29 protein-coding genes are annotated in these 24,033 nt (G+C 62.7%); 12 read left to right on the forward strand and 17 right to left on the reverse strand.

The annotated features are described in order from the left end of the window. Positions 1–129 precede the first annotated feature (129 nt). The 4 genes from AV059_RS12040 to AV059_RS12055 form a co-directional block, all read right to left on the reverse strand. Positions 130–1,986: a DUF2070 family protein gene (locus AV059_RS12040; RefSeq protein WP_058994697.1), complete on the reverse strand. Its 1,857-nt coding sequence runs from the start codon at positions 1,984–1,986 to the stop codon at positions 130–132. A 55-nt stretch (positions 1,987–2,041) separates the two neighbouring features. Then, entirely contained in the window at positions 2,042–2,611 is a 570-nt protein-coding gene (locus AV059_RS12045) for a GMP synthase subunit A (protein ID WP_058994699.1), read from the reverse strand. Between the two features lie 68 nt (positions 2,612–2,679). Further along, complete coding sequence (locus tag AV059_RS12050) at positions 2,680–3,777, reverse strand: ATP-binding protein (protein ID WP_058994701.1); 1,098 nt, start codon at positions 3,775–3,777, stop codon at positions 2,680–2,682. 70 nt (positions 3,778–3,847) lie between these two features. Beyond that, positions 3,848–4,396 (reverse strand): hypothetical protein, encoded by a 549-nt coding sequence (locus tag AV059_RS12055; protein ID WP_058994703.1) that lies wholly within the window; start codon positions 4,394–4,396, stop codon positions 3,848–3,850. Positions 4,397–4,477: 81 nt separating this feature from the next. On the opposite strand from AV059_RS12055, the gene AV059_RS12060 reads away from it, so the two are divergent. Further along, complete coding sequence (locus AV059_RS12060; protein ID WP_058994706.1) at positions 4,478–4,825, forward strand: DUF192 domain-containing protein; 348 nt, start codon at positions 4,478–4,480, stop codon at positions 4,823–4,825. A 193-nt stretch (positions 4,826–5,018) separates the two neighbouring features. Beyond that, the gene (locus AV059_RS12065; RefSeq protein ID WP_058994708.1) at positions 5,019–6,527 is read left to right on the forward strand and encodes a (R)-citramalate synthase; all 1,509 of its coding nucleotides are present in this window, start codon (positions 5,019–5,021) and stop codon (positions 6,525–6,527) included. Positions 6,528–6,601: 74 nt separating this feature from the next. Here the strand turns inward: AV059_RS12065 and AV059_RS12070 are convergent, their stop codons facing one another. The 5 genes from AV059_RS12070 to AV059_RS12090 all read right to left on the reverse strand — a co-directional run bounded on the left by AV059_RS12070 (position 6,602) and on the right by AV059_RS12090 (position 12,117). Further along, positions 6,602–7,570 carry a terpene synthase family protein gene (locus tag AV059_RS12070; protein WP_058994710.1) on the reverse strand — a complete coding sequence of 323 codons (969 nt, stop codon included), beginning with the start codon at positions 7,568–7,570 and terminating at the stop codon, positions 6,602–6,604. A gap of 424 nt (positions 7,571–7,994) precedes the next feature. After that, the gene (locus AV059_RS12075) at positions 7,995–8,294 is read right to left on the reverse strand and encodes a HalOD1 output domain-containing protein (protein WP_058994712.1); all 300 of its coding nucleotides are present in this window, start codon (positions 8,292–8,294) and stop codon (positions 7,995–7,997) included. A gap of 99 nt (positions 8,295–8,393) precedes the next feature. Continuing rightward, entirely contained in the window at positions 8,394–10,847 is a 2,454-nt protein-coding gene (locus AV059_RS12080; protein ID WP_058994714.1) for a bacterio-opsin activator domain-containing protein, read from the reverse strand. A gap of 90 nt (positions 10,848–10,937) precedes the next feature. Beyond that, the gene (locus AV059_RS12085; protein WP_058994717.1) at positions 10,938–11,612 is read right to left on the reverse strand and encodes an HAD family hydrolase; all 675 of its coding nucleotides are present in this window, start codon (positions 11,610–11,612) and stop codon (positions 10,938–10,940) included. 43 nt (positions 11,613–11,655) lie between these two features. Continuing rightward, a complete protein-coding gene (locus AV059_RS12090) occupies positions 11,656–12,117 on the reverse strand; it encodes a bifunctional nuclease family protein (RefSeq protein WP_007187694.1) in 462 nt (153 codons plus the stop codon). A gap of 316 nt (positions 12,118–12,433) precedes the next feature. On the opposite strand from AV059_RS12090, the gene AV059_RS12095 reads away from it, so the two are divergent. Together AV059_RS12095 and AV059_RS12100 are read left to right on the forward strand one after the other, a co-directional pair. Then, positions 12,434–13,063 carry a hypothetical protein gene (locus tag AV059_RS12095; RefSeq protein WP_058994719.1) on the forward strand — a complete coding sequence of 210 codons (630 nt, stop codon included), beginning with the start codon at positions 12,434–12,436 and terminating at the stop codon, positions 13,061–13,063. Between the two features lie 78 nt (positions 13,064–13,141). Then, positions 13,142–13,468, forward strand: coding sequence for a hypothetical protein (locus tag AV059_RS12100; protein ID WP_004957624.1), 327 nt, complete (start codon positions 13,142–13,144; stop codon positions 13,466–13,468). 53 nt (positions 13,469–13,521) lie between these two features. Here AV059_RS12100 and AV059_RS12105 read toward each other — a convergent pair whose 3' ends face one another. The 4 genes from AV059_RS12105 to AV059_RS12120 all read right to left on the reverse strand — a co-directional run bounded on the left by AV059_RS12105 (position 13,522) and on the right by AV059_RS12120 (position 15,094). Beyond that, positions 13,522–13,758, reverse strand: a complete 237-nt coding sequence (locus AV059_RS12105) for a hypothetical protein (RefSeq protein WP_004957622.1) — start codon at positions 13,756–13,758, stop codon at positions 13,522–13,524. A gap of 4 nt (positions 13,759–13,762) precedes the next feature. Then, on the reverse strand, positions 13,763–14,152 hold the full coding sequence (locus AV059_RS12110; protein WP_004591484.1) for a prefoldin subunit beta: 390 nt from the start codon (positions 14,150–14,152) through the stop codon (positions 13,763–13,765). A gap of 133 nt (positions 14,153–14,285) precedes the next feature. Next, positions 14,286–14,795, reverse strand: a complete 510-nt coding sequence (locus tag AV059_RS12115) for a hypothetical protein (RefSeq protein ID WP_058994721.1) — start codon at positions 14,793–14,795, stop codon at positions 14,286–14,288. Then, on the reverse strand, positions 14,792–15,094 hold the full coding sequence (locus AV059_RS12120) for a UPF0175 family protein (RefSeq protein ID WP_004957605.1): 303 nt from the start codon (positions 15,092–15,094) through the stop codon (positions 14,792–14,794). Before AV059_RS12120 ends, AV059_RS12115 begins: the two co-directional genes overlap by 4 nt. Positions 15,095–15,252: 158 nt before the next feature. On the opposite strand from AV059_RS12120, the gene AV059_RS12125 reads away from it, so the two are divergent. Further along, positions 15,253–16,089, forward strand: a complete 837-nt coding sequence (locus AV059_RS12125) for a pantoate kinase (RefSeq protein WP_058994723.1) — start codon at positions 15,253–15,255, stop codon at positions 16,087–16,089. A gap of 61 nt (positions 16,090–16,150) precedes the next feature. Then, the gene (locus AV059_RS12130; RefSeq protein ID WP_058994724.1) at positions 16,151–16,879 is read left to right on the forward strand and encodes a DUF2103 domain-containing protein; all 729 of its coding nucleotides are present in this window, start codon (positions 16,151–16,153) and stop codon (positions 16,877–16,879) included. Positions 16,880–16,919: 40 nt separating this feature from the next. On the opposite strand, the gene AV059_RS22070 is transcribed toward AV059_RS12130, so the two are convergent. From AV059_RS22070 to AV059_RS12140, 3 genes are read right to left on the reverse strand one after another with little or no spacing between them, the layout of a single operon-like run. Further along, positions 16,920–17,093 carry a hypothetical protein gene (locus tag AV059_RS22070; protein WP_154021027.1) on the reverse strand — a complete coding sequence of 58 codons (174 nt, stop codon included), beginning with the start codon at positions 17,091–17,093 and terminating at the stop codon, positions 16,920–16,922. A 45-nt stretch (positions 17,094–17,138) separates the two neighbouring features. Continuing rightward, positions 17,139–17,783 (reverse strand): hypothetical protein, encoded by a 645-nt coding sequence (locus tag AV059_RS12135; RefSeq protein ID WP_058994726.1) that lies wholly within the window; start codon positions 17,781–17,783, stop codon positions 17,139–17,141. A 35-nt stretch (positions 17,784–17,818) separates the two neighbouring features. Next, on the reverse strand, positions 17,819–18,043 hold the full coding sequence (locus tag AV059_RS12140) for a hypothetical protein (RefSeq protein ID WP_058994728.1): 225 nt from the start codon (positions 18,041–18,043) through the stop codon (positions 17,819–17,821). A gap of 74 nt (positions 18,044–18,117) precedes the next feature. Here AV059_RS12140 and AV059_RS12145 point away from each other — a divergent pair, with 74 nt between their 5' ends. The 3 genes from AV059_RS12145 (at position 18,118) to AV059_RS12155 (ending at position 18,946) form a co-directional block, all read left to right on the forward strand. Further along, entirely contained in the window at positions 18,118–18,426 is a 309-nt protein-coding gene (locus AV059_RS12145) for a 50S ribosomal protein L37ae (protein ID WP_004591489.1), read from the forward strand. 26 nt (positions 18,427–18,452) lie between these two features. Then, positions 18,453–18,587, forward strand: coding sequence for a DNA-directed RNA polymerase subunit P (locus AV059_RS12150; protein ID WP_004517024.1), 135 nt, complete (start codon positions 18,453–18,455; stop codon positions 18,585–18,587). Positions 18,588–18,694: 107 nt separating this feature from the next. Then, positions 18,695–18,946, forward strand: coding sequence for a KEOPS complex subunit Pcc1 (locus tag AV059_RS12155; RefSeq protein WP_058994730.1), 252 nt, complete (start codon positions 18,695–18,697; stop codon positions 18,944–18,946). A 64-nt stretch (positions 18,947–19,010) separates the two neighbouring features. On the opposite strand, the gene AV059_RS12160 is transcribed toward AV059_RS12155, so the two are convergent. After that, the gene (locus tag AV059_RS12160) at positions 19,011–19,613 is read right to left on the reverse strand and encodes a metal-dependent hydrolase (RefSeq protein ID WP_058994732.1); all 603 of its coding nucleotides are present in this window, start codon (positions 19,611–19,613) and stop codon (positions 19,011–19,013) included. A gap of 75 nt (positions 19,614–19,688) precedes the next feature. Between AV059_RS12160 and AV059_RS12165 the strand changes: the two genes are divergently transcribed. The 3 genes from AV059_RS12165 to AV059_RS12175 all read left to right on the forward strand — a co-directional run bounded on the left by AV059_RS12165 (position 19,689) and on the right by AV059_RS12175 (position 23,957). Then, positions 19,689–20,330, forward strand: coding sequence for a hypothetical protein (locus AV059_RS12165; RefSeq protein ID WP_058994734.1), 642 nt, complete (start codon positions 19,689–19,691; stop codon positions 20,328–20,330). Between the two features lie 17 nt (positions 20,331–20,347). Then, positions 20,348–20,953: a hypothetical protein gene (locus AV059_RS12170; protein WP_058994736.1), complete on the forward strand. Its 606-nt coding sequence runs from the start codon at positions 20,348–20,350 to the stop codon at positions 20,951–20,953. A 235-nt stretch (positions 20,954–21,188) separates the two neighbouring features. Further along, positions 21,189–23,957: a PAS domain S-box protein gene (locus AV059_RS12175; RefSeq protein WP_058994737.1), complete on the forward strand. Its 2,769-nt coding sequence runs from the start codon at positions 21,189–21,191 to the stop codon at positions 23,955–23,957. Positions 23,958–24,033: the final 76 nt, after the last annotated feature.

The raw sequence follows: 24,033 nt of genomic DNA on the forward strand, positions 1-24,033 counted from the left end.
GATTTGATTATCTCAATAACTTATCAAGATGTGGTAAGTGGATTATTATCTCTCCATCGGCGTTCTCTGACGGAACAACTCGCCGAGTGACAGCGCTGGGTCTCAGACGGAGCGTATCTGATCGACGGCTCAGGTCAGCAGGAAAATCAATACGCTGATCGTCATTACGACGAGAATAAACGCGCCAGCCAGCGCACCACCCATCGAGACCATCGCGTTGGCAGTCGAGGCCAGCGTCTCGGTCCGGTCGTTGCCGAACACCGTCACGGTCGCCTGTTCGCTCGCCATGCCGGCCTCGACAGGTTCGACGTCGGCGACAGCTCTGTCGACGAGGTCGCCGATGAGCGCAACGATCTCCTTCTCGGGGATCGCCTGTCCGACCTGGTTCTCGGCCTCGACAGTATTGACGATATGGGTGTCACTGGTCATTACCTCCACCATATCCACGCCTTCGATGGCGTCGATGATGCGCTGGCGGAGGCCCGGCTCCATGTTATTGCCGTCGATGAGTACGTACGCCGTTCGCTGGTCGTTGACCTCGAAGACACAGACGCGGATCCCGAGCGGGCCGATGCCCTCTTTGGGTTCCCAGGGGGTCTCGTCCCAGGCGACGCCACAGCGGAGTCGGCCAGTTCCAGCGTCCGTGAGCAGGCTTCCAAGCTGTCCAGCGCCGTGAAGCATATCGAAGGACCGCTGACTGCCGGGAACGACGTGGCCGAGGTCGTCGCCTTCGAGCCCGTCGTTGCAGTTGTGCGCGTCAACCAGAAGCACGTCGTCGAGTCCGTCGGCCCGCGCTTCCGACATCGCCGAGAGTCCAACGGCGTACTCCACGTCGTCGGCACAGCCCGGCGCGTACGTGTTCACGACGAGCGCATCGGAGCCGAAGGCCTGTCCCGTCAGCGTGGCTTCCCCTTCGGTGACGCGAGTCCCTGCCGTCGCCTGGTCGTCGTATTCGAGGTTCTGGTACGCAGTCTCAGCCGTCGACAGGATGGTGTCGACCTCCCGTTCCGTGACGAGGTTGAAGTCGTGGCCGGCGGTCGCGTGTGGCGGGAAGGCCAGACCCTCAGCCGACTCGGCGACGCGTCTGGGGAGGTTCCCACCGCCGATTTCGCCCATCGGGCCGGGGTGAATCATCGGCAGGACGAATCGGGCTTTCTCCTCGCCGCCCGGCCGGCGGACCGACAATACGGTGACCGGGACGACGGCTTCTTCGCCGATATCCTCGAAGAACTCCTCCAGTTCTCGTGTGCCTTCGGCGATGTGCCCAATGAAACCACGGAGGAAATCCAGCGCGGAAACGCCGAGCGAGGAGCGCCACGGTTGGTCGATGACGACGAGGAACAGCCAGACCGCCAGCGCGTAGATGACACAGATAACCGCGAGAATGATGAAATCCTGTGGAATAAACCCCTGTACCTGTGGTGGAACCTCCTCCGGGCGTGAAAGATACTCCCGGAGCATCGGGTTATCGAGGATGAACGCGGTTGCCCCGCTGTATATCGCCAGCAACACGGCGGCAGTGACTGTCTGGACGCTCGCCGGAATCGTCGCTTTCAGCAGCGAATGCCGCGAGACGGCCATCAGTATCAGCAGTCGGAAGGCGAATATCGATGCCAGCGCGACCAGCAATACGTCGAAGACGAAGTTCTGGCCGAGGCGGACAGTAAAGACGGCGATAACGCCGGCGATGGTCAGCATCGCAATAGTGATGAGTTCACAGATCACCGCAAGCAGGGTGGCCCGGTTCGGGGTTAGTTGTCCGCCCAGCTGCCGGTCGACCCACGGCGTCACGGCACTGGCGATTGAGGTCGGCAAGCCGATGAGAAACACGCCCTGCCAGGCATCGTCGAGGATGAACCGTGAGTCGAACGCAACAATGCCGGTCATCGCCGCGATGACCAGCGCAAAGGCTAGGCTCGTATACCAGGTCGGAGCCCTGAAAATAAACCGCGAAAGGTTAGCGAGATTTCCCTGTGTCGCCGTCATTTTTGTATCACACCCTACGAGCGAATATAAAACCAGTTACATCACGCTTCAGCGATTACTGGCGGGCGACAGACTGCTGGTCACAGACCGACAGGAAGTTCTCGAACACTTCCTCGCCCTCTTCGGTGTGAGCGACCTCTGGATGCCACTGGACGCCGTATATCGCTTCGTCAGTGTTGCTCATCGCCTCGACGCCACAGACATCGGAGGTCGCGGTCCGCTCGAATCCGGGCGGGACTTCCTTCACTTCGTCGGCGTGACTGGCCCACACACGCGTTTCGGGATGGAGCGAGCCGAGAAGCGGATCGTCCTCATCAAGGATGTCGACCGTTACGTCCGCGTAGCCGCCGTACTCGCCGCCGCCGACCCGGCCGCCGAGCTCGTCGGCGATGAGTTGCATCCCTAGACAGATACCGAGCACGGGCACGTCGAGGTCAAGATACTCGGGACAGTTCCCGATATCGTCCATGTCCGGACCGCCGGAGAGGACGATGCCGTCGGCGTCGATTTCCTCCGGGGGTGTCGTGTTGTCCCTGAGCGAGACGTCGACGCCCATGTCACGGAGCGCGCGTTGCTCCAGATGTGTGAACTGTCCGTGATTGTCGATAACGTCGATTCGGGTCATTACTGACGCGAAGGCTACGAAGGCGTATATATCTCCTGATGCGGTCGACAGTTCCCCCGTGTCCGGCTTCAGGGCCACTCTCGGAGGGTCTGGCGAACCTCGTCGAGAACGGTCGGCCCACACAGTTCTAACGTCACGACATTGCCGTCGTCCGAGGTCGTGAGGTGTACTGCCCCGCCGTAACTCTCGACGATCCACGTCGTCAGCCACAGCCCGACACCCTTTGAGTGGCGCAGTTGCGTCTCCGCGCCGCTGTCGAGGACATCTCGTTCGTGCTGTGGAATCGACGGACAGTTATCACCGATATGCACGAACACGGTTCGGCCGTGCTCCTCGACGGAGATATACAGCGTCGGGGTTGCCTCACAGTGGACGACCGCGTTCTCGATGACGTTCTGTAACACCACGTCAAGCATCCAGTCGGCATACACCTTCGACTGGTCCGGGAGGTCGAGATCAACAGTCGTCTCCGGATACGATTGTGTGATCCTTTTCGCCTGTTCCCTGACGCATGGCACGAGGTCGATCGGCTGCTGTGCGCGACGGTCCGCGTCGAACGCGAACTCTATCTGTCTCGCCTTCTCCGTAGTGTCGATGATCTCGTCGATGGTGTCGTTCAACTGCTCGACGTGTGCACGCGACTTGGGATCACCACGCTCTGCCGTTTCCCGCTGCAGTTCGCCGAGGTGGCCGAGCGCGACGTTGAGATCGTTCCGGAGGTCGTGTCGAAGCACTCGAAACAGCACTTCGTTGCTCTGGGCGAGCCGGCGTCGGGACCGCCGGAGTTCGAGCAGCCACCCGAACAAAATGCCGCCGAACCCGCCGACTGCGACGCCACTTGCAAGGATCAATGGAACCATCGAGGACTGCGGCACTGGCGCGAGCAACACGACGATTTGGATGACGGTAAACAGCGCGATGCCAAGCCCGCACCACTCCGCCGCGGTCCATATCTGGTCGCCGGACAGTCCGCTCACCGGGAGCCAGTAGTTCGCTGCTACCAGGGCTAGCGCCGGTGTCAACCCCACGCTGAGGATGACCACGTCTACCGGGGAGGGCTGGACGATAGACATGCCGTGGGCGAGTAATGCGCCGGAAATCACGACGCCCGTCGCGACGACATATCCCGTCCCCAGCGACTGTTTCGTGAGCGCCGGAGAGGTCACTTTAGTAACTGGTTACGGCGTGCCTACTTATCTGTGCGGCAGTAATTATCAAATAAGATATTCTGCGCGCCTATGAGTCGTCGTAGCGGTCGGCCGCCGATTCGAAGCCCAGTTCTGACTGCTCCTTCGAGCGGCGCTGCTCCCGCTGAGCGATGGCTTCGGGGTCCGGATTCGCGTCGTCGTCGAGTCGCGCCCACGACTGGTGAATCTTCGCGTGACACCACCGACAGAGAAATACCGTTATTTCGTGTGACAACTCGGACCCTCCCTCGCGGTACGAGAGGTGGTGTTCTTCCAGCAAGGGTCGCTCGTCTGAGTGGGCCATCCGCCGCTCTTTGAGTCCGCACCGAACACACTCCCGGTCGTGGTTCCGGGAGCGGAAATGTGGGCAGTCAGCCCAGTCCCATTCCGGCTCCGCGTCTGCGTCCGCGTTATCGGGCGCAATTGCTGCCGGACAGCGAAAGTCATCGGCACTCCGGGCATTGGCAAATTCGGGGTCGTGGTGGCCGTGTTCGCGCGCCCAACGACACTTTCCCTCGCTGGTGACGAAGTCACACCGCTGGACGTGGTCGTACGGGTCGTCGACGCCGACGGACGTCCCCCCAGGAGCCTTCTCCATATCATGTAGCCCGTGCCGTGCCCCCTCAAACCCTCCGTTCCGACAGAAGCCTTTTTGCCCACCTACGACTTCCGCGGTGGTATGCGGCTCGTTCACGACCCCGATGGCGCGGCTCGCCCCCTCGCGACGGAGGTAGAGTACGCCGAGTCGATGCTCGAACAGGGCCGGGGATTGATGTTCCGGGCATCGATTCCCGACGACTACGCGCTCGTCTTTCCCTTCGACCACGCGAGCCGACAGTTCATCCATATGCTGTTCGTCCGGTTCCCGCTCGACGTACTCTGGCTCGTTGACGAGGAGGTTCAGGCCGTCGAAACCCTACAGCCCTGGCGCTCGGTCGGCTACGCGAACGCGGACACTGTCATCGAACTGCCCGGTGGCGCGGCGTCGGACGTTTCCGAGGGCGATACGGTCCGTCTGGAAGCCTGAACGCGACAGGCATGGGGTGTGGTAGTCAGTTCCGTCACCTTTTAGACCGTGAAGATTGGAGTAGACACCACTATGTCGGAACACCCGACGGAGGATAGAGGAAGTCGCCGCGAGGCGGCTGGCCGCGAAATTCGTGGCGCGTGATGGAGCATCTTCTGTGAGTCAGAACACATTGTTCGAGGGGCACCCAGCGATGCGTGCGCTCTCAGATGTCGGTGAGGTACAGTTTCTCGACACGACACTGCGCGACGGTGAGCAAGCCCCCGGCGTCTCGCTGACGCCGGACGACAAGGCCGATATCGCCCGCTCGCTCGATGCGGCGCGTATCGATGTCATCGAGGCCGGAAGCGCCTGTACCGGGCCCGGCGAGCGCGAGACGATTTCCCGCGTCGCGGGGCTCGACCTCGACAGCACTGTCACCAGCTTCTGTCGTGGTATCCAGAACGATATCGACCTCGCGCTTGACTGTGGTGTCGACGGCATCAACCTCGTCGTCCCGGCCAGTGACAAGCACGTGGAACAGAAGGTCGGGACCTCCAAGAGCGAAAACGTCGACAACACCGTTGAACTGGTGGAGTACGCCGTCGACCACGGGCTCTGGGTCGAGGTCATCGGCGAGGACGGCTCGCGAGCCGATCTGGACTACCTCGAAGAACTGCTCGGCGCTGCCGTCGAGGCCGGCGCAGACCGCATCTGCTGGGCTGACACTGTCGGCCACGCAACGCCGGACCGCGCGCTCGAATGCGTCTCCCGGCTCTCGGACCTGGGTCCGGTGAGCACGCACACCCACGATGATCTGGGGCTGGCGGTGACCAACGCGCTGGTCTCCATCGCGGCGGGCGCGGACCTCGTTCATGGGACGATAAACGGCATTGGCGAGCGCGCCGGCAACGTCGCCCTCGAAGAGGTCGCCATCGCGCTCGACCACGGCTACGGCGTCGAGTCGATGGCCCTCACCGAGGTGTACGATCTCGCCCAGCTCATCGCCAACCGGACCGGCATTCCGCTGGCTCCCAACAAGGCGGTCGTCGGCGAGAACGCCTTCACCCACGAGTCCGGTATCCACACCGACGGCACGCTCAAGGACGATTCGATGTACGAGCCGTACCCGCCGGAGAAGGTGGGCCGGGAACGCCGACTCGCGCTCGGTAAACACGCGGGCCGAGCCGGTGTCGAGGCGGCACTCGACGAGCACGACGTCGAGGTCACCGATGATCAGCTCTCGGAGGTCGTCAGTCGCGTCAAGGAGATCGGCGACCGCGGCAAGCGCGTCACCGACGCCGACCTACTGACCATCGCTGACGAGGTGACCGGTGAGGCCCGCGACCGCCGAGTCGAACTGCTCGGTCTGACCGCCGTTTCTGGCTCCGATACGCCGACTGCGAGCGTCCGGCTCGCGGTCGACGGCGAGGAACGTAAGGAGGCAGCGGTCGGTTCCGGGCCGGTCGACGCCGCGATGAACGCCGCCGAGGTGGCACTGTCCCACACCGCCGATGCGACGCTCGAAGACTACCACGTTGACGCCATCACCGGCGGGACGGACGCACTCGTTACGGTCGAAATCGAGATGTCGCGCGGCGACGACCACGTCGTCGTCTCTGCCAGTGACTCGGACATCACGCGGGCGTCCGTGCGCGCGATGGTCGATGCGATGGACCGCCTCGTCGCCGACGACGAGGACACGCTTGTCGCCGACGACTGACGGCACGACAGCTCTCTGGTTCAAGCACGTAGAATCAATCCGGCCCTCACCGCGGACCACGAAATGTCGTTTTGTTACTTGTGTCCGCGGCTGGCTTCGTGGTACTGGAACACGGTTTCCATGCCCTCCACCAGCGCGTTGAGGTCGACACTGTCCGTGTCGAACTCACGATCACGAACGGATTGATAGATATCGGCCCACCGGTCTCGGAACCGGGCCTCGAACTGTTCGGCTTTGATTTTGTCGATGAGTTCGGCTTTCCCGTCGGGGTTTTCCAGCTCTTCAGGTGTGACGAACCCTTCTTGAAGGGCCAGCACAACGATTCCCGCGGTGTAGTCTCCCTCCCTGACTTCTCGTTCCCAGGTCGTGAGCCAGTTGCCGATGCGGGCCATCTCCTGCAGGTCCCAGATGAGGTCCCGGACCGTGCCGTAATCGGCGAGTTCGAACTCCGGCGAATACATGAGGTCAACGGCCGCGTAGGGGAACATTACCATGTTATGTGCCCCATATGTTTCCGCCCCGCTGAGGTTCGCAATCCGTGGGTTCTCGTTAACGACAGCGCTGTAGTCCATCGCGTTCAGCGTCTGTCGCATATCGTAGGTGAAAACGTCGTAGAACTCCTCAACACGCGGTGCGTCAGTCAGGCCCCCCTCGAACTCCCGCCACACACGCTCGATGAACGAGAAATATTCCTCGCTTACCGCCGCACGACTCGGGTCAACGGCTGACGGGTCCTGGACGAGGCGTCTGGCCTCTTCGAAGGTGTCTCGGTCCCCGTCGTTCTCGACGATGTCGTCCAGAATCGTGACGTACATCGTGAGTATCGTCTTCTGCGTCCGGACGTGGTCGGCGTGGTCCGGGTGGACAGAGGAGAGCGTGAATTCGGGGAACAGCGAGTAGATCCACTGCCAGAGGAACCGATCACGCTCGCCACAGACCCGTTCGTACTCGTCTGCCAGTTCTGCAACCTGATCCGGGAGGCTGGTTGTCCGAACCTCTTCAAGGAGGTCCTGTGCATCAACCGCCGGTGACTCAACACTCATTGTGACTGCCTCCCGATAGTTGCACCCTGAATATCGACACAGGCGGTAGAATAATGTTCAATTAACTGGTGTTTGGATGCTTCTACTTCTTCAGATTGAACGGTCACTGCCTTGGCGCTCTTGCCCGACTGCGAGTCGGTTCCGATCAGTTGGTGTCCACGGTCCATACATTCGAGAGGCGAAGTTGCGCTTATAGTGGTACTGACGTATGGGATGCTAGTAGTATACTATTAACAGAGTATTTGCTCGACTTTACTCCAATTTACGTACCAGTTTTTCAATTGCTACCGCAAAAGAAATATCTACTTACTGAAAAATACCGGCAGGATCTGGGGTGAAGAGGCAAATAAGGTGATATTAATTCTGTCATCGACAAGACGACTCACAACATAGAGTGCCAGCAGAACAGCCACGCGGAGCGCAGTTACGCTTCGAGTCCAGTTGTCGCCGAGACATCACGGGACGGTGTCACCAGCACCGAACGATTCCCCTCGACCTCGATACGACAGCCAGCCATACTGAACACGACTAGCCCGTCAGGACTCGGAGTGCCATCCGTATCGGGACGAAACAGCCGGTCCAGCGCATCAGGGTCGATACAGTCACTGATTCGGTCATCGAGGTCGACGGGGTCGACACCCAGTGTGTCAGCTACGGCGTGGACGATGGTTTCGCTCAGCGGTTCGTTGGGTGTCGGTCTGTAGACCAGTTTTGCCTGGGACATGGTTCGTCGCTGTTTATCCCTTAATGAGTGATTGAAAAGGCGATTGTGGCTATACAGATACAATCCCCCGGACTGGTCACTAACACTATAGCGACGGTCTCAGATATCGCCGAACACGAGTTCGAGCAGTTTTCGCTCGCTGACGCGGAGGTGCCGGTTGACCGTCGGCTGTGACACATCCAGGCTGGACGCGATTTCCTGACCGGTCGTCTCCCGGGGCCAGTCGAAGAAGCCACTCAGATACGCCGTCTGGAGTACTTCGAGTTGTCTGTCGGTGAGTTGCTTCTCCAGTGCCGACCGGACTGTACTGTCCCGCTGGCCATCGGATTGTGTGCCGTCACGGCGCGCGATCAGCGTGACGTCCGCGTAGCGCTCGCCGAGTTGTTCGACGAACTGGCGGACATCGGTTTCGCCCGAGACGACAACTGTCACCGTGAGTCCGCCCGTCGACGTTCGGATCGTTTTCAACCGCCCGCCCTGTTCCAGTAGCGTCTCCGCGACGGTCTGGCCCGTCACGATGACCTCGTAAAGGCCGTCCAACTGGTCGGTCGAGATCGCTCGCGTGGTGTCGACACGAGCCATCGACAGTAACTGCTCCTTCACGACAGCCGGGTCACAGTCCGAGATAGTGAGGAAGAGACGAATCGCCCCGTCGCTCCGCTGTACGGCCCCCTCACAGACGACCGGGACGCCGACCCGGTCTGAGAGGTGGGTCAGGAACGACTGCGGGGCCGACAGCGATAGTTCGAGTTCGACGGTGCCGTCGCCGGCCCGCCGCTGTCGGGACTCGACCTCCCGTATCGCGTTCGCGATGGTTTCACCGAGTTCGGTGAATACCTCCTGAAGCATCTCGTCGAACCCGTCTTCTTGCTGGGCGTACACCGTCAGGACGCCGTAGACGAAGTCGTCGTATTCGAGCGGGATGCTGAGCGCCGACTGGAACTCGCGGGAGAGTGCCTCCGTCCGCCAGTGGTCGCCCCGGAGGTTGTCAGCCACCGACGGGACGATAGTCATCGCTTCGGACTGTGCAGTCTGGACGGCCGGTGGTCCGCCCTCGCGCTCAAGCGACAGCGAGATGGCGTCCAGATAGCTGGCGGTGTCGCCCGCCCACGCTCTGGGGACGAGTTCCGTCGCGTCCTGTCGGCCGATCCAGGCAAAGGAGAACCACTGGGATTCGGCCAACTGATCACACACCGCCTGCTCGATCTCCTCGGTGGTCTCCGCTTCGACGAGCACCTGATCGATTCGTCGGATGATCGCGTTGACCTGCTTGAGCCGTCGCAGTTCACGGTTCTGTTCGCGGCGCTCGGCCTCGCGTTCGCGGAGCGTCGTCTCGCGGTCGACACGAGCGAGCGCGGCTTCGGCGCTGGCGGCGAGCAAGTCCACCATCTCCCGGGTTCTGGCGTCGCTGTGTTGCTCGCCCAGTTCGATGTAGAACACGCCATGATCTTCGAGCGGAATGCAGAGCCGCTTCGCGTCCGCTGTAACCGGCCCCGCCCCGAGGTCGATGCGCTCGCCGGGAGCGACCTCGACGGCGCTGTCCTGCACGAACACGTCCCACACTGTGCTCTCGCCCGGCCCAACTGACGCGCTTCGGTCCGCCTCGGTGTCGCCGACGCTACGAAGAGTGTTGTCGCTGCGGTCGAACAGGTAGATCTCCACGTCGGGGAGTTCCAGCACGTCGACGGCCGTATCGAGTATCTGTTCGGCCACGGCTGTCTTGGTCTCCGTGTGCAGCAGCTTTCTGGTCGACTCGTGCAGCGCCGCGAGCGTCTCCTCGAACCGCTTCCGGTCCGAGATGTCCCGAACGACGCCGACCTGCCGGTAGCTCCCGTCCTCACGGTCGTACGTCGTGAATTTGGTTTCGATCGGCAGCGTGTCCCCGTCAGCGGTTCTGAGGTCCGTCGTCAGCGTGCCGACATCGCGCTCACCCTCGATGAACTGCCGCGACATCTCTGCGGCCTCCTCGATGACGGATTCGTCCGCCAGCAGCGTCGCGTTCGACCCGACCAGCGTGTCCTTGTCGTAACCGGTCATCGACTCGACGGCGCTGTTGACCGTCTGCATCGTGAACGCCTCGTCAAGTGTGTAGATGCCGTCCTCGATGGTCTCGACGATCCGTTCGTACTGTTCGAGCATCTCCGTCCGCTCATGGCGCTCGGTGATGTCGTGGACGATACCCAGGTACAGTTCCTCACCGTCCCATTGCTGGGGCTCGAAGGCGATTTCGACCCACCGTTCCGTGTCGCCGGCGGAACACGATGACGTTAGCGGTGTTCCCGGTGATTGACTACAGTGGGCTCTGAGGTCAACGTCATCCAGACCTGGGAAGAACGTACCTATCTGGCTTCCAAACACGTCCGACGGGTCCGAATCGAGGAGGTCACAGAGGTGGTCGTTCCCGGTCCGTATCTCCCCGTCAGCGGCAGAAACGACCACTGGCTCGGGCATTCGCGCGGCGAGGGTCTCCAACAGCACAGGGGGGGACTGCTGTGCCGGTGTGTCACGTGCCGCTTGTTCGTTCTCATCCGTTCCACCGACCGGCTTCTCCATACCGTTTCACGGCACTTGCCATGGGAAAGGTTGCTTTCAGTATACGTACCAGAACACAAAGAGTGCGTGTCTGTTAGGTCCGGATACGGCTCAGTCGCTCCCGCTGCGTCCACTGGCGAGCTGAACCACGTCTTCGAGGCCAGACACGTCGTGGTCCGGTGTCACGTCGAGTTGCGTGTCAACACGGTGTGGTCGACGAATAAACGCCGAGTCGATCCCGGCCCGATGTGCCGCCTCGATGTCGGATTCGTTGTCGCCAACGAACAGGGCATTACTGACGTTGAGGTCGTCCATTGCCCGCTCGATGTAGTACGGCCGCGGCTTCTTCCGGCGGAGACTCTCGACTGTCGGCTCGCGCGCCCAGACGGTGTCAAAGTAGTGGCCGATATCGAAGTGCTCAAACGCGAAGGCGACGGTATCGCGCTGATTCGAGGACACCACACCTAGTGGACAGTCCAGCCGGTCGAGCACAGATACATCGGCGTAGGGCTGTTTCTCTCCGGCTCGAATAAGCGCCCGCTGCACCGCGGTCAGGGCCTCGTCACGAGCCCGGAAGAGCCGCTCGGGGTCGATATCGTACTGCGTACAGATGTCGGTGAGTTCGGGCACTGTCACGCCGATGCTCATCGCCTCGACGTGGGCTGTCGAGGGCGAGACTACGCCCAGTTCCTCGAACGCCTGGCGCGCGCCGACGTAGTGTGCATCCATGTCCGTCAGCGTCAGCAACACGCCGTCGTTGTCGAAGATGACCGATTCGTACCCCATCACGTACTTTCAGGGTGGACAGACGCAGAAAGGTTTCGCGTCCTCACAGCCCGAGATCCTCGCTGCCACTCCCGCTCTGGTCGAACTGCTCCGGCGATCGCCCGGCCTCGTCGATAACATCGTCTGTTACGACGACCGGACAGTCTACCCGGAGGGCAATCGCGATGGCATCCGAGGGGCGAGCGTCAAACACCATGTCCTTGCGCCGGTCGTCGGTGTACTGCTCCGCGTCGATCTTCCCGTAGAAGGTCCCGTCGGCGAGGTCGTCGATACGGACTCGGTCGATAGCTCCCCCGAACTCCGTCACCATCTCGACCAACAGGTCGTGAGTGAGCGGGCGCTCGAAGGGTTCGCCGTCGATAGCCAGTTGCATCGACTGGGCCTGGTCCGTGCTGACGAAGATTGGGACGATCTCCTCACGTGCACGGAGTAGAACGACCGGCGTGCCGCTCCCTTCTTCGCTGACGCCGACGCCAACCCCTTCGACCGTGGCATCGTGTTCCATGGTCCAGTGTTGGGCTCGTGGGTATGAAAAGCTACCCCGGCGGCGGTTTCAGGGTGCTGTCCTGTCCACTATCGCGTGCCCGGCCCCGGCTACGTTCTCGCGACCAGACCGACCGCGCGACGCGCACGCCAACTATCTCACCTAGCGGTCCGATCTCGGCGCGATGACGTGGCGAGTGGGCTTTGAAGCGGGATTAAATCGAATTAAAACGGACGATATAACACTCAATTCGGGCAAATTCGACTTGATTCGCCTTTTCGGCTTGCCCCCTTCATATGCCATCCGACCAGAGAGCCAAGCGGAGGCAACGACCACAATGAAACTCACTACGATTGCCGGCGGCCTGCTTGCCGTGCTCGTCATCACGGGCTCGGCGGCGGCACTCCCCGGCGCAGCAGGCGCACAGGCTGATGACCACGCGGACAACGCACAGGCAGACAACGCTGCTGAGCAAGCAGCGAACGACACTGAACAGGCGGCGAACGAAACAGCGGGCGCTGACGAAAACGAATCTAGCGGCGCCGCCGAGGCGGCTGACCGCCGTGGCCCGCCCGCTGACGCCGGTCAGGCAGGCGACCAGCGTGGCCCGCCGTCGGACCTCCCCGAACAGGTCCCTGACTTCGTTAGCGAAATCCACACGCTCATCGGGCAGAAGCAGGCCGGCGAACTCACGGGTGATCTGGGCGCACAGATCAGCGACCTGACCCCCGGTGACGAGAGCGACGCGGCCGAGAACGAAACCGAATCGCCGTCTGAGAGCGGTGACGCGGACGACGCTGCTGCGGAGTCGACTGAGGACGCGGATGCCGACGACGAGCGGTCCACCGAGGACGCGGAGTCAGACGAGGACCAGTCCACTGACGAGACGGATTCGGATGAGGAACAGTCCACTGACGAGACGGATTCGGATGAGGAACAGTCCACTGACGACGACAGCGACGCGTAATCCCCCTGACCTGACGGCTCTTCACCTGCCGAGCAACCAAGCGCGGTTTTTTTGCTTGCTGAACTCTGAGTAATGGGTATGGATGACACCGCCGAGTCCAGCGTCCGCGCTGGCGACGGAACCCGTGACCGCACGACGGCAGACCTACTTGCGGGTGACGAGGACTCGTCGGCGTCGGAATCGTCTGGCGAGATGAACCGGAAGCGGGCTCTCCTGTTCGTCTCGCCGTTTCTCGCTATCGGGCTGTTTGATCTGGCTCTGCTACTTGGCTGGGGACTGGACCCGCTGTGGGGGTTCATGATTCTCCCGCCGATACTGTTCGTCTCAGTGCTTGGCTGGATCGCGTTTCGAACCGGGTTCGCAAGCGACCGGACCGGAGACCCAGCCGCCGATAGCCACGACTGACGGTTCGTGGCGTCGGTATAACACCGAGTGACTGCCCGCTTGGTTGCGGGTGCCTATTCTTCGAACAGGTCGTCGACGGCGGCCCGTGCGGCAAGGGCAGCGTCGTCCGCGACCTGTGCCTCGTCCTGACGACTGTCGGGCGCGTTGACGTACACGTCAACGTCCAGTACGCCATCTTCGAAGGTGACAGTCACGTCGAGGTCCTCGACCGCGCCGACGTCGTACCGAGAGAAGACAACGTCTTCGGCAGCGGCTGAGGCTGTCTCGACGACCTCATCGTCTGTCGGCATCGCCTTATGCGCCGCCAGCGCCGGGGCCGCCGGCCGGACCCGCGCCGCCTGCGCCGCCGAGCATCTGCTGGAGCTCGCTCTGGAGCTCTTCGAACTGCTCCTGCACGCGCTCTTCCTGCTTTTCGAGCGTCTCGACGCGGACTTCGAGGCTGTTGACCTTCTCTTCGAGGTCGTCCTGTGCCTCGTCGAACTCGGTCTTCACGAGAAGTTCGCCAACCTCGCGGTACATGGTCGAGTCCTCGTCGATGTCGTCAAGCTCGTCGAGAGCCGTCTGGGACTCCTGGAGCTCCGTCTCGGCCTGCTGTTTCTGTGCGGCGACCTGCTGTGCTGTCTGCTGAAGGTCCTGCAGTTCCTCGAGCTTCTCCTGTGCTTCAGGCGGAAGATTACCCTGCATACCTCCAGAGTTGGGGGCCGCACTGTTAAACCCACGCTTTCAAGTCCAGCAGCGGGACAGTCGGGAGATTATCCAAGGTCGTTATGTCCAAAACACGGCGCTAAAAACCATTACCGCGTCAATTAGCCAATGCCTACGCGACCTCACCGACTGCCCGCTCCCGCAGTTCCCCGGTCAGATGCATCCCGTGTTGATCGATCCGCCTGACAATCCGCTTTGCCTGGGTCGGCTTGAGATACTTGTCCTCGATAGCAGCCCGGACCACGACACCGAAACTGCTCGTCACTTCCGCCCCCAGCCCTTGCGCCATTCGACGGACGGTGCGGTCCTCGGAGACGACAGCCACGGCGGAGCGGTCGCCGCTGTCGCGGTGGGCTAACACGCCAGCGAGTACCGTCACAGCAGCGCCAAGGTCGGCATCGCCCAGCAGGGACTTGGCCTGGTCAATGTGGTCCTCGTCGACGCCGGTGTCGATGCCGTTCTCGCGGTACTCCGTCAGATTCGTCGCGGTCGGTTCGACCTGCACCTCGTCGAGGACTGGCTCCGGGATGACGATATCGCCGTCGAACGCGTCCAGCAGCGACAGCTCTCCCACCTGCCCCAGCGAGTACAGCGCCGTCGGCCCGACGTAGATGCGAGTCATAGCTCCGCGGCTGTGTCAGCATCGAGCTCCAGATCAGAGAGTTCGAGCTGTGTCGTCAGGTTTCGCTCGCGGGCCACGTCGAGCCACTCGGCGATGGAGAGGTCCGCGAGCTGTGCGGCTTCGGCCGCCGACACGTCGCCAGACTGGTACTGCTCGACGGCGACGCGAAGTCGGAGCGTCTCCAGTCCCTCCCGGAGCGCCTTTCGAATCGTGGTCGACCGGTCCTCGGAGAGCAACTCGGCGACGTCGTCCAGTTCGGCTTTCTCTTCGCTCGGGAGCCGCGCGCTTATCGTCGGCATGTTTGCACAGTCATCCGCCGTAAACACACATCAAACTACGGGTCGGAGAACCGCCTGTCGGTTTTCTGAAACCCTGCGTGGAGCGAACGTCTGCCAGCCAGCGTGGCCGGAGCGGGCGACCACCAATCCTTAACGCCACCGGGTCCCACGGGGAGGCAATGAGCGACGAAGCACACGCGTTCGTTCCCGGCCACATCACGGGCTTTTTTACCGTCGACCGGGGCGATGACCCGATCGAGACTGGTTCTCGCGGGGGCGGACTGGCCCTGTCTGACGGCGTTTCTGTTACCGTCAGCCGCGGGGCTGAGACCAAGGTAACGCTGAACGGCGAGCCGATTGAGGTGGAGGCCGTTGAGCGAGTGCTGGACGCCCTTCGAACCACAGCGACTGTCACTGCCGAAACGCCGCTCCCGCTCGGGTCTGGCTTCGGCGTCTCCGGCGGACTGGCGCTTGGTACTGCGCTGGCGGCCAACGCCGTCTTCGGCCACGGGCTCTCGTATAACGAACTGGTGACCATTGCCCACGGCGCGGAAGTCCAGTCTGGTTCGGGTCTCGGCGATGTCGTCGCGCAGGCCCGCGGCGGCGTGCCGCTCCGCCTCGAACCCGGCGGGCCGCAGTTCAACTACCTCGACGCCATCCCGGCCCGCAGTCGCATCGAGTACGTCACGCTCGGCGAGCTATCGACAGCGGACGTAGTCGGCGGCGATACGGAAACGCTGACGGCTGCCGGCGAATGTGCACTCTCGACTGTCGTCAAAGAGCCGAAATTATCGACGTTTGTGCAGGCCTCCCGACAGTTCTCCCGCGAGGCGGACCTGCTGACGCCGGAGGTCAAGGCGGTCATCGACGACGTGGCCGAAGCCGGCGGCGACGCCGCGATGGCGATGCTCGGCGAGACGGTGTTCGCGCTTGGGACTGGCCTCTCCGATGCCGGCTACGACGCTGCTGTCTGTGCCATCTACCCGCCCGGCGCGACCATCGAAGACGAGGGCTGAGTTTATGATTGCGTAAGATGTGAACCGTCTCCCTTATCCGCGCGGACCCGTAGCCACAGCTATGGACTGTCGGCAGTGTGCCACGCCGCTTGACCGACCGGGCGACTACTGCCTGGTCTGTCACACTGCCAATACGGACGCCGTTGTCCTCGAACTCGACCGTGAGCGGGCGACGGTGACTTCGCTGCTGGACGGGTCGGTCGTCGGCCAGCGGACGGTGACGACGACGCCGGAAGGCGATGGGAGCGACGAAACGGTCGTCGTCGAACTCCGCAACTTCGCCGGCCTCGTCGCGGACGAGGTTCGGCGTAAACGGCCCGAGGAGGTGTACGTCACGGGCGACCGCGACGTTATTGCCGCCGTCCGCCCCCAACTGCACTACGAGTTCTTCCGCGTCGAGGGTGACGACCCAGTTCAGCGGGTCATCGACCGCCAGGGCGAGCCAGCGCTCGAAGTGGTCGATGCCGCGCCAGCGGAGAAACTGGGCGGGAGTCACTCGACGCTCATCGGCGGCCGGTCGGGCCAGCGTGTCATCCAGACCGTTGCCGGCCACCCCCACGTCAAGAAAGTCATCCCCGGCCCCATCGATGCTGGCGGCGCGAGTTCGCCGACGGGCGTCCGGGCGAAGGCGACCCGCGCCGACGCCAACGGCAACGTCCGGGTGCTCATCCGCGACGGCTCCAGCGTTCAGGAGAACCGCGTCGTCACGACGGCCGGCGACCGCGAGCTGGGTGAACACGTCCGGGCCGACCTGAACGAGGCGCTCAAGGAAGCCGAACTGCAGGAGTAGCCGACCAGTGGCTCGGCCGCTACGTCTCGGTCCTGGCGGCTCAGACTTGTACTGGCTGGCCCCGTGTATACCACCAAGCGACGACCGCGATGAAACCGTTCAACACCATCGAAGCGGCGAGCAGCAACCGATTAGCGAAGAGGAACCAGCCGCCACCGAACAACAGAAACACCGCTGCAAGCCCCCAGAACACGTCTTGGTGCGAAATATCCATACAATGACCTGATGGCGTTGAACTAAGAGTCGGTCGGTCCCAGCGTCAGGCAGTTATAACGCCGCCAACAAGCACCGCGGCCACCGCGACACCGACGACGCCAGTCCGGTGAATAGCCGGTAACGCCGTTCGAACGTCGAGGACCATCGGGAGCGCATGGAGCGCGGCGAGTGCCAGATAGCCAACTGGGGCGACCAGCGGGAACGCGATGGCTCCGGCAGCCAGCAGACAGAGGCCGACGACGCCCGCACCCAGATAGCCACGCCCGCGCACGGGCTGCCCGGCCCCTTCGAGGACGCCGCCGGTCCAGCAGTAGCCGATAGCCGTCGCACCGACCCACGCGTGCCAGAACGCCGCTTGTTCGGGGACGATATTGAGGAGGCCACCGACGGTCACCGCTGTCGCAGTAGTATTGACCGTTCCCCAGGCGAGCATCGCGTCCGAGAAGCGGACCGAGTCCGGCGCGTGGAGGACCGTCAGGCCGACGAAGCCGCCAATGATGACAACCCACATCGCTATGGCGAGCAGCGCGCCGTTAGCGCGGCTCGACCAGGCGAGGGCCTGTGTACCGCCCCAGCCGACCAGTCCGGCCGCCGCGCCCGAGAGCAAGAACTCCGAGGCGGTAAGCCGCCCGCTCGTGGCTGGTGCGACCCGCTTGAGGCGACCTCGGAGTTCGTCGAACGCTGCCATCGAACGGCGGTTCGCCCGCCTCCCTCTTGAGTTCTCTAGGCTAGCTCGGCGGCCAACAGGAGGATGCTGGGGGCGACAAGCAGGACTACGCCGACGAGTAACAGCACCGCCGGCACGACGAGCAGCCCCATGTCGGTGAACAGCCACAGACCGAGGCCACCCAGTAGCGCGACGAGACCGACGATTCGCACGAGCCACGTGATGATTCCCTCGAAACCGGAGTCCGCGACGAGGTCGATGACGTCGAGTATCTCGTCCATGTCGGTGGGGGGTTGCCGGTGGAGCGTGTTAACCCCTGTGCCCGTCGCAGACCGGACCGAATCTCGAAGGCCTTATGTGGCCGCTCGGCGGACAACAGACCACTATGGCTAGCAAGAGCGGAAAGACCGGCAGCTCGGGCCGTTTCGGCGCTCGCTACGGTCGCGTGTCCCGACGCCGCGTTGCAGAGATCGAATCGGAGATGAACGAGGACCACGCCTGTCCGAACTGCGGCGAAGACCGCGTTGACCGTCAGGGCACGGGCATCTGGCAGTGCAGCTACTGTGACTACAAGTTCACCGGCGGCAGTTACAAGCCGGAGACGCCTGGTGGCAAGACTGTTCGACGCTCCATTCGGGCCGCACTGTCCGAAGACGAGGAGTAAAGGACCTCCATCCCTATCTCTCAGCTATGAGCTACAAGTGTTCACGCTGTAAGCGCGACGTGACGCTGGACGAGTACGGCGGCGTTCGCTGTCCGTACTGCGGACACCGCGTCCTGCTGAAGGAGCGGTCGCCCGACGTCAAAGAGATCAACGTCAACTGAGACGGTCGGTGACGCGGCTGATAGTCGACGGCCGGCTGCGCCACGTTGCGAACGGCTTTTCTGGGGCAGCCCTGTGATCGATACGAGGACGTCCCATCCTGAATAGTATGACTGCGACACATCAGACCCACCTCACCGCCGAGTACGGCAGCGCCGACCGGGCTCGCGCCATCGAGCGGAGCATTCGTCCCGAAATCGACGATATCGAGGGCAACCGGACGACGGCGCGGCTCAGCCGGAATGGACGGCAAGTCGAACTCACTGTCGAGGCGGCCGACCTCGTCGCACTGCGGGCCGGCATCAACACGTGGCTGACGCTGCGTGGCGTTGCCGAGGACGCTCTGGCGGGACGGAAGTGACGAAAGCGACGCGAAAATAACGGAGGCGTCACAGAGATACCGGAAACAAGTCGGTCGCCAAGCGCTACTGCCGGTATCGGTCCGGGACGTGGGCCGCAATCGACTCGGGGACGTTGCCGAACACGACGGGGGCCAGGGTTGCCAGTCGACGCCGGAGGAGGCTGTACGTCGCGCCGGTGACGAGGGCCGCGGCGACGACCCACCGGAACGGCCCGTCCAGAACGACGAACAACGGGGCACCCGCAAGTACCATCAGTCCCACATCCGACGGCGCACCGTCGTACTGTATCCATCGCTTCGGCGGCCGCCACTGCCCGCGAACGTGGTCGTACACGGCGCGTTCGGACGTGCCTTCCCACGGGCGGAGTTCCAGGCCGCCGCCGTACCGGTCCATCCGGCAGTGGAGAGCAGCGCCCATCAGTACGAACGTGAGCGCGACGAGCAGCGGTGTCTGGAGGACGGCGGTGAACCCGGCAGTCGGGACAGCCGCGAGTGTGTACCCGCTGGGATAGTGCAGCGTGCGCCGGTGGCCCGAGTACAGGTCGAGGTCGGGCAGAACGCCACCGACGAGGCCGCCAGCGAGCGCTACCGCGGCGTGGTCTGGCGCAAGGACGAGCAGCGGTGTCGCGATGGCGAGCCCCGCTATCGCGTGCGTCGGCAGCATCATATACCTGTACAAGGGGCCGTAGCCGGTATAAACACGTCGCTGGGTTTATTCTCCGTCGTACCCCAGTCCACTGCAATGAGCGATGGTGCCGGCCGTCCCGACAGCAGCCTCGGGACTATCGACCTCGATGACACGTTCGAGAAGCTCTTTCGTGACGGGCGAACCAACGCGATCATCGCGTGGGTGCTCGTCGCGATTCTCACGGCTGTGTTCGTCGAGAGCGTCCTCGACATCGACTACCAGTGGATACTGCTCGTCGGTGTCGTGGCCGCTGTCGTGCTTGTCCCCCCGGTCGCCTACCGCGAGTGGTGCGTCATGCTGCCCTGGGAACTGCTCTTTCTCGCCTGCCTGCCGATCTTGGTCCGCGGCCTCGTCGGGGGGACGGTCGGGACCTTTGCCACGTATCTCTCGCTGGCAGCGCTGTCACTACTCGTCATCGTGGAACTGGATATGTTCACCGAACTGGAAGTCACACACTGGTTTGCCATCTGTCTCGTCGTCTTGACGACACTCGCCGCCGTGGCGGCCTGGACGGTGTTCCGGTGGAACGCCGACCGGTTTCTCGGGACGTCGTATCTCACGACCAACGAGGCGCTGATGACCGAGTGGCTGTACGTCACCCTCGCCGGACTCGTCGCGGGCGTATTGTTCGATGGTTACTTCAGACGGCGGGACCACCGCCTCTGGCGTGGTATCCGACGGATAGTGCGACGATGAGGCTGCCCCGGCCGTCGATGCGGAACCAGCGGCGGATCACCCACGCGATGCAACTCGTCTTGCTCGGGCTGATCGGCTACGGCATCGTCGCCGGCCAGCCGAAGCCGATCACGAACGGCGGTATCGGCCTGCTCGTCACGTTTCTCCCCGCGGTGATGCGGCGGAACTACAATCTGGCACTGGACCCGTGGCTCGCCCTCTGGATCACAACCGCGGTGTTCCTGCACACGCTCGGGTCGGCCGGACTCTACGGACAGATCGGCTGGTGGGACCACCTCACCCACGCGATGTCAGCCTCGCTCATCGCCGCGTTCGGGTACACGACGGCCCGGACCATCGACCTCCACAACGATTCGATTCACATCCCCAAGCGCGTCTTCTTCGTGTACATCTTCGTCGTCGTGCTGTCCTTCGGTGTGATCTGGGAACTGTTCGAGTTCGCGCTCGACATCGTCGCCACCGAAACGGGTGTCACGATGCCGCTGGCGCAACACGGCCTCGACGACACGGTCCGGGACACCATGTTCAATTCGCTCGGGGCGCTGCTGGTCGCGGCGTTCGGACAGGCCCACCTCACCGATGTCGCCGAAACCCTCCGGGAACGGCTGTTCGTTGTCGACTAACTCGGATGTGCCACCGGACCCGTTGCCCGGATGATAGCTAGCGAGACTGTGGTGGCTGAACACAGTGCATCATCGGTCCGAGTGATTCTGTTCGATGGGGAACGACAGGAACCGTGTGCTATCCCCAATGGGGTAGCCACTGTGTCGCTAAACGTATAGGTTCGTTGTCCTGATCCGCTGTAGCGCCGAACAGTTATTATGCCTCAGTAAAGTGGTTGAACAGCATACCAGGGTGATGATTGGAAACGACCTCGACGACGTCGCGTTTGCGGGAGCGAGACAGACCGGCGCTGCCAGTCGAGACATCGAAGTCGTGTATCTCGATTCCGACGCGACGGCACGGGAGCAGATACACGAGGGGCTGGCGGACCACCACGCCGACATAACAGTGACGAGCGTGGCAACGATAGATGCCGCACTGGAAGCCGCCGCGTCGACGGCGGTCTCCTGTCTCGTCCTCGACCCGGCTGGACTGGGAGATATCCCGGCCGCACTGGTGTCGAACGACCGCTACCCGGTCGTCCTCTACACCGACGCCACTGCGACGGACAGCGCTGCAACTGTCTTCGAGGATGCGGAGACGGTCGTCAGGAAACAGGGAGACAGACAGCCGATGTTTCTGGCAGAGAAGATCGTCAGCGTCGCGTCGGTGTCGGCTGATCGGACCGAGTCCGCACTCCGAGATGCGCTGTCCGGAATCGAATCGCGTGCTGAAGCGAACGAAATCGCTGTCCTGCTGGCGGACGACGGGACGGTACACTGGTCGAGTGATTCGGTATCGACGTTCGTTGACCGCCTCGACGATACCCGCCGGGTCGAGGGCTTTTACGACACCATGCGGACGGCACTTCCCGACACGCCCAGCGGCCATCGACAGTTACAGCGGCTCCGGGACGCCCCGACCGAACCGGTTACGGTCCGGGTTCCGGGTAGCGACCGCGACCAGTACCTCCTTCGACACGGGCACGAGCTACCGGACGCCGCGGGGGGACTCACGCTCGTCCTGCTGCGAGACATCACCGAAACCGCCCGCCGTGATGCCCGCACGGCGCTGCTGGATCTCCTCGTCGAGCAGGCACAGGACGGCCTTTACACGCTCGACGAACGTGGTGTCATCGACTTCTGTAACGAGTCGTTTGCGGCGACCCTCGGGTACGAGCCGGACGAACTGTGCGGTGAACACGCCTCGACAGTGCTGGCCTCCGGTGAACTCTCGAAGGGGCAGGCGACTGTTGAAACGCTGCTCGAAACGCCTGAGAAGGAGAGTACGACTGCCGATCTGACGTTCTGTCGGAAAGACGGTACCGAACGGGAGGTGTCGATCAACTACACGCTGATTCACGACGAAGACGGCAACTACAGCGGGCTGATCGGCGTCGCTCGGGACATCACGGAGCACTGTAACCGCGAGCGGGAGTATCAGGAGATGACTGAGCGATTGAATTTCGCGCTCGAAGGCGCGGAACTCGGCGTCTGGGACTGGAACCCCAAAACCAACGACGTCACCTTCGACGAGCGCTGGACCGGGATGCTCGGCTACACCAGAGACGAACTGGAGCCACACTACGAGACGTGGGCCGACCTCGTCCATCCTGACGACCTCGACCGAGTGGAACAAGCGCTCGCGGAACTGAAGTCCGGAGAGACCGATCTGTATCAGAGCGAGTTCCGGATGCGGACGAAAGACGGGGAGTGGCGATGGATCCGGGACATCGGCAAGGTGTTCGAGTGGAACGACGACGAGGCGGTCAGGGCCGTCGGGATCCATCAGGACATCACCGAGGAGCGGACACGTCAGGATGCGATCGAACGACAGCGCGACGAACTGGCGACACTCAACGGGGTCAACATGCTCATACAGGACCTCATTCACGCTCTGGGTGGTGCCGCGACTCGCCACGAGACTGCAGAGACAGTGTGTGAGCGCATTGTCGAATCAGACCTCTGTGACCTAGCGTGGATCGGTGAGCGAGCCGGCGCAGACGATAGACTCGTGCCGAAAACGGTAGCCGGCGACAATGGTGACGTTCTCGACGAACTCATCGTTAGTGACGGGAACGACCAAGTGCTGTGTGAAACAGCCCTCGTGACAGGTGCGGTCCAGACGATACAGGACTGCGGCGACCCGACCGAATTCAAGCAGTGTGGGGCCGCTGCTCGCGAGCAGGGGTTCAAGTCCGCCGCAGCGATTCCACTGGTTCAGGGGAACACTGTCCACGGTGTTCTCTGCGTGTACGCCGACCAGCCAGCGGCGTTCGGCGGCCGAATAGCTGACAGTTTCGCAGTCCTCGGTAAGATGGTCGGGTACACGCTCGCCGCGGTCCAGAACAGGCAACTGCTGTCTGACGATACCGCGCTCGAACTGACATTCGAATCGGAATGCTCTGACATACCCCTTGTCTCGGCGGCGAATGCGTACGGCTGCCGAATCGAGGTCGTCGAATTTGTCGATACCGAGCCGACGCATCTCCTCTATGTCTCCGTTGACGAAGGGCCGCCCGATGCAGTCTCTGCGCATCTCTGTTCTCAGACGGAGATTCTCGGTTCGCGGGTCGTCCGTGCAGACGGTTCCAGCGGCGTTATCGAGTTACAGGTTACAGAAACCGTCCAATCGCTGCTTCTCGATGTCGGTGCTCGCTGCCGGACGGTGGTTGCCGACGACGGGGCGCTCTCTATTACTGTCGAGGCCCCGCCGGATGCCGACTCCCGGGCGATACGGGACGCAGTCTCCGACCGGGTGCCTGACAGCACGCTGACGGCAAAGCAGGAGTGCGACCAGGCAGACAACATACTTGACGCCGAAACGGACCCACGCAACCACCTGACTGACCGTCAGGAGGAAGTTCTCCGCAGGGCCTTCCTGACGGGCTACTACGCCTGGCCCCGGGATACGAACGCCGAGCAACTGGCAGAGAGGCTCGGTATCGCGTCACCGACGCTCCATCAGCATCTCCGGCGAGCGCATCGGAATCTCATCGATGCTGTGTTCGATATGCAGCGATAAGCGATGTGACGCTGTTGGCAATTATAGCCGGCGCGTCCGACGGGTACCTAGCTGTCTAGGTACAGAGTTAATAATA

The sequence above is a fragment of the Haloarcula sp. CBA1127 genome, assembly GCF_001485575.1.
Taxonomy (GTDB): Archaea; Halobacteriota; Halobacteria; order Halobacteriales; family Haloarculaceae; genus Haloarcula.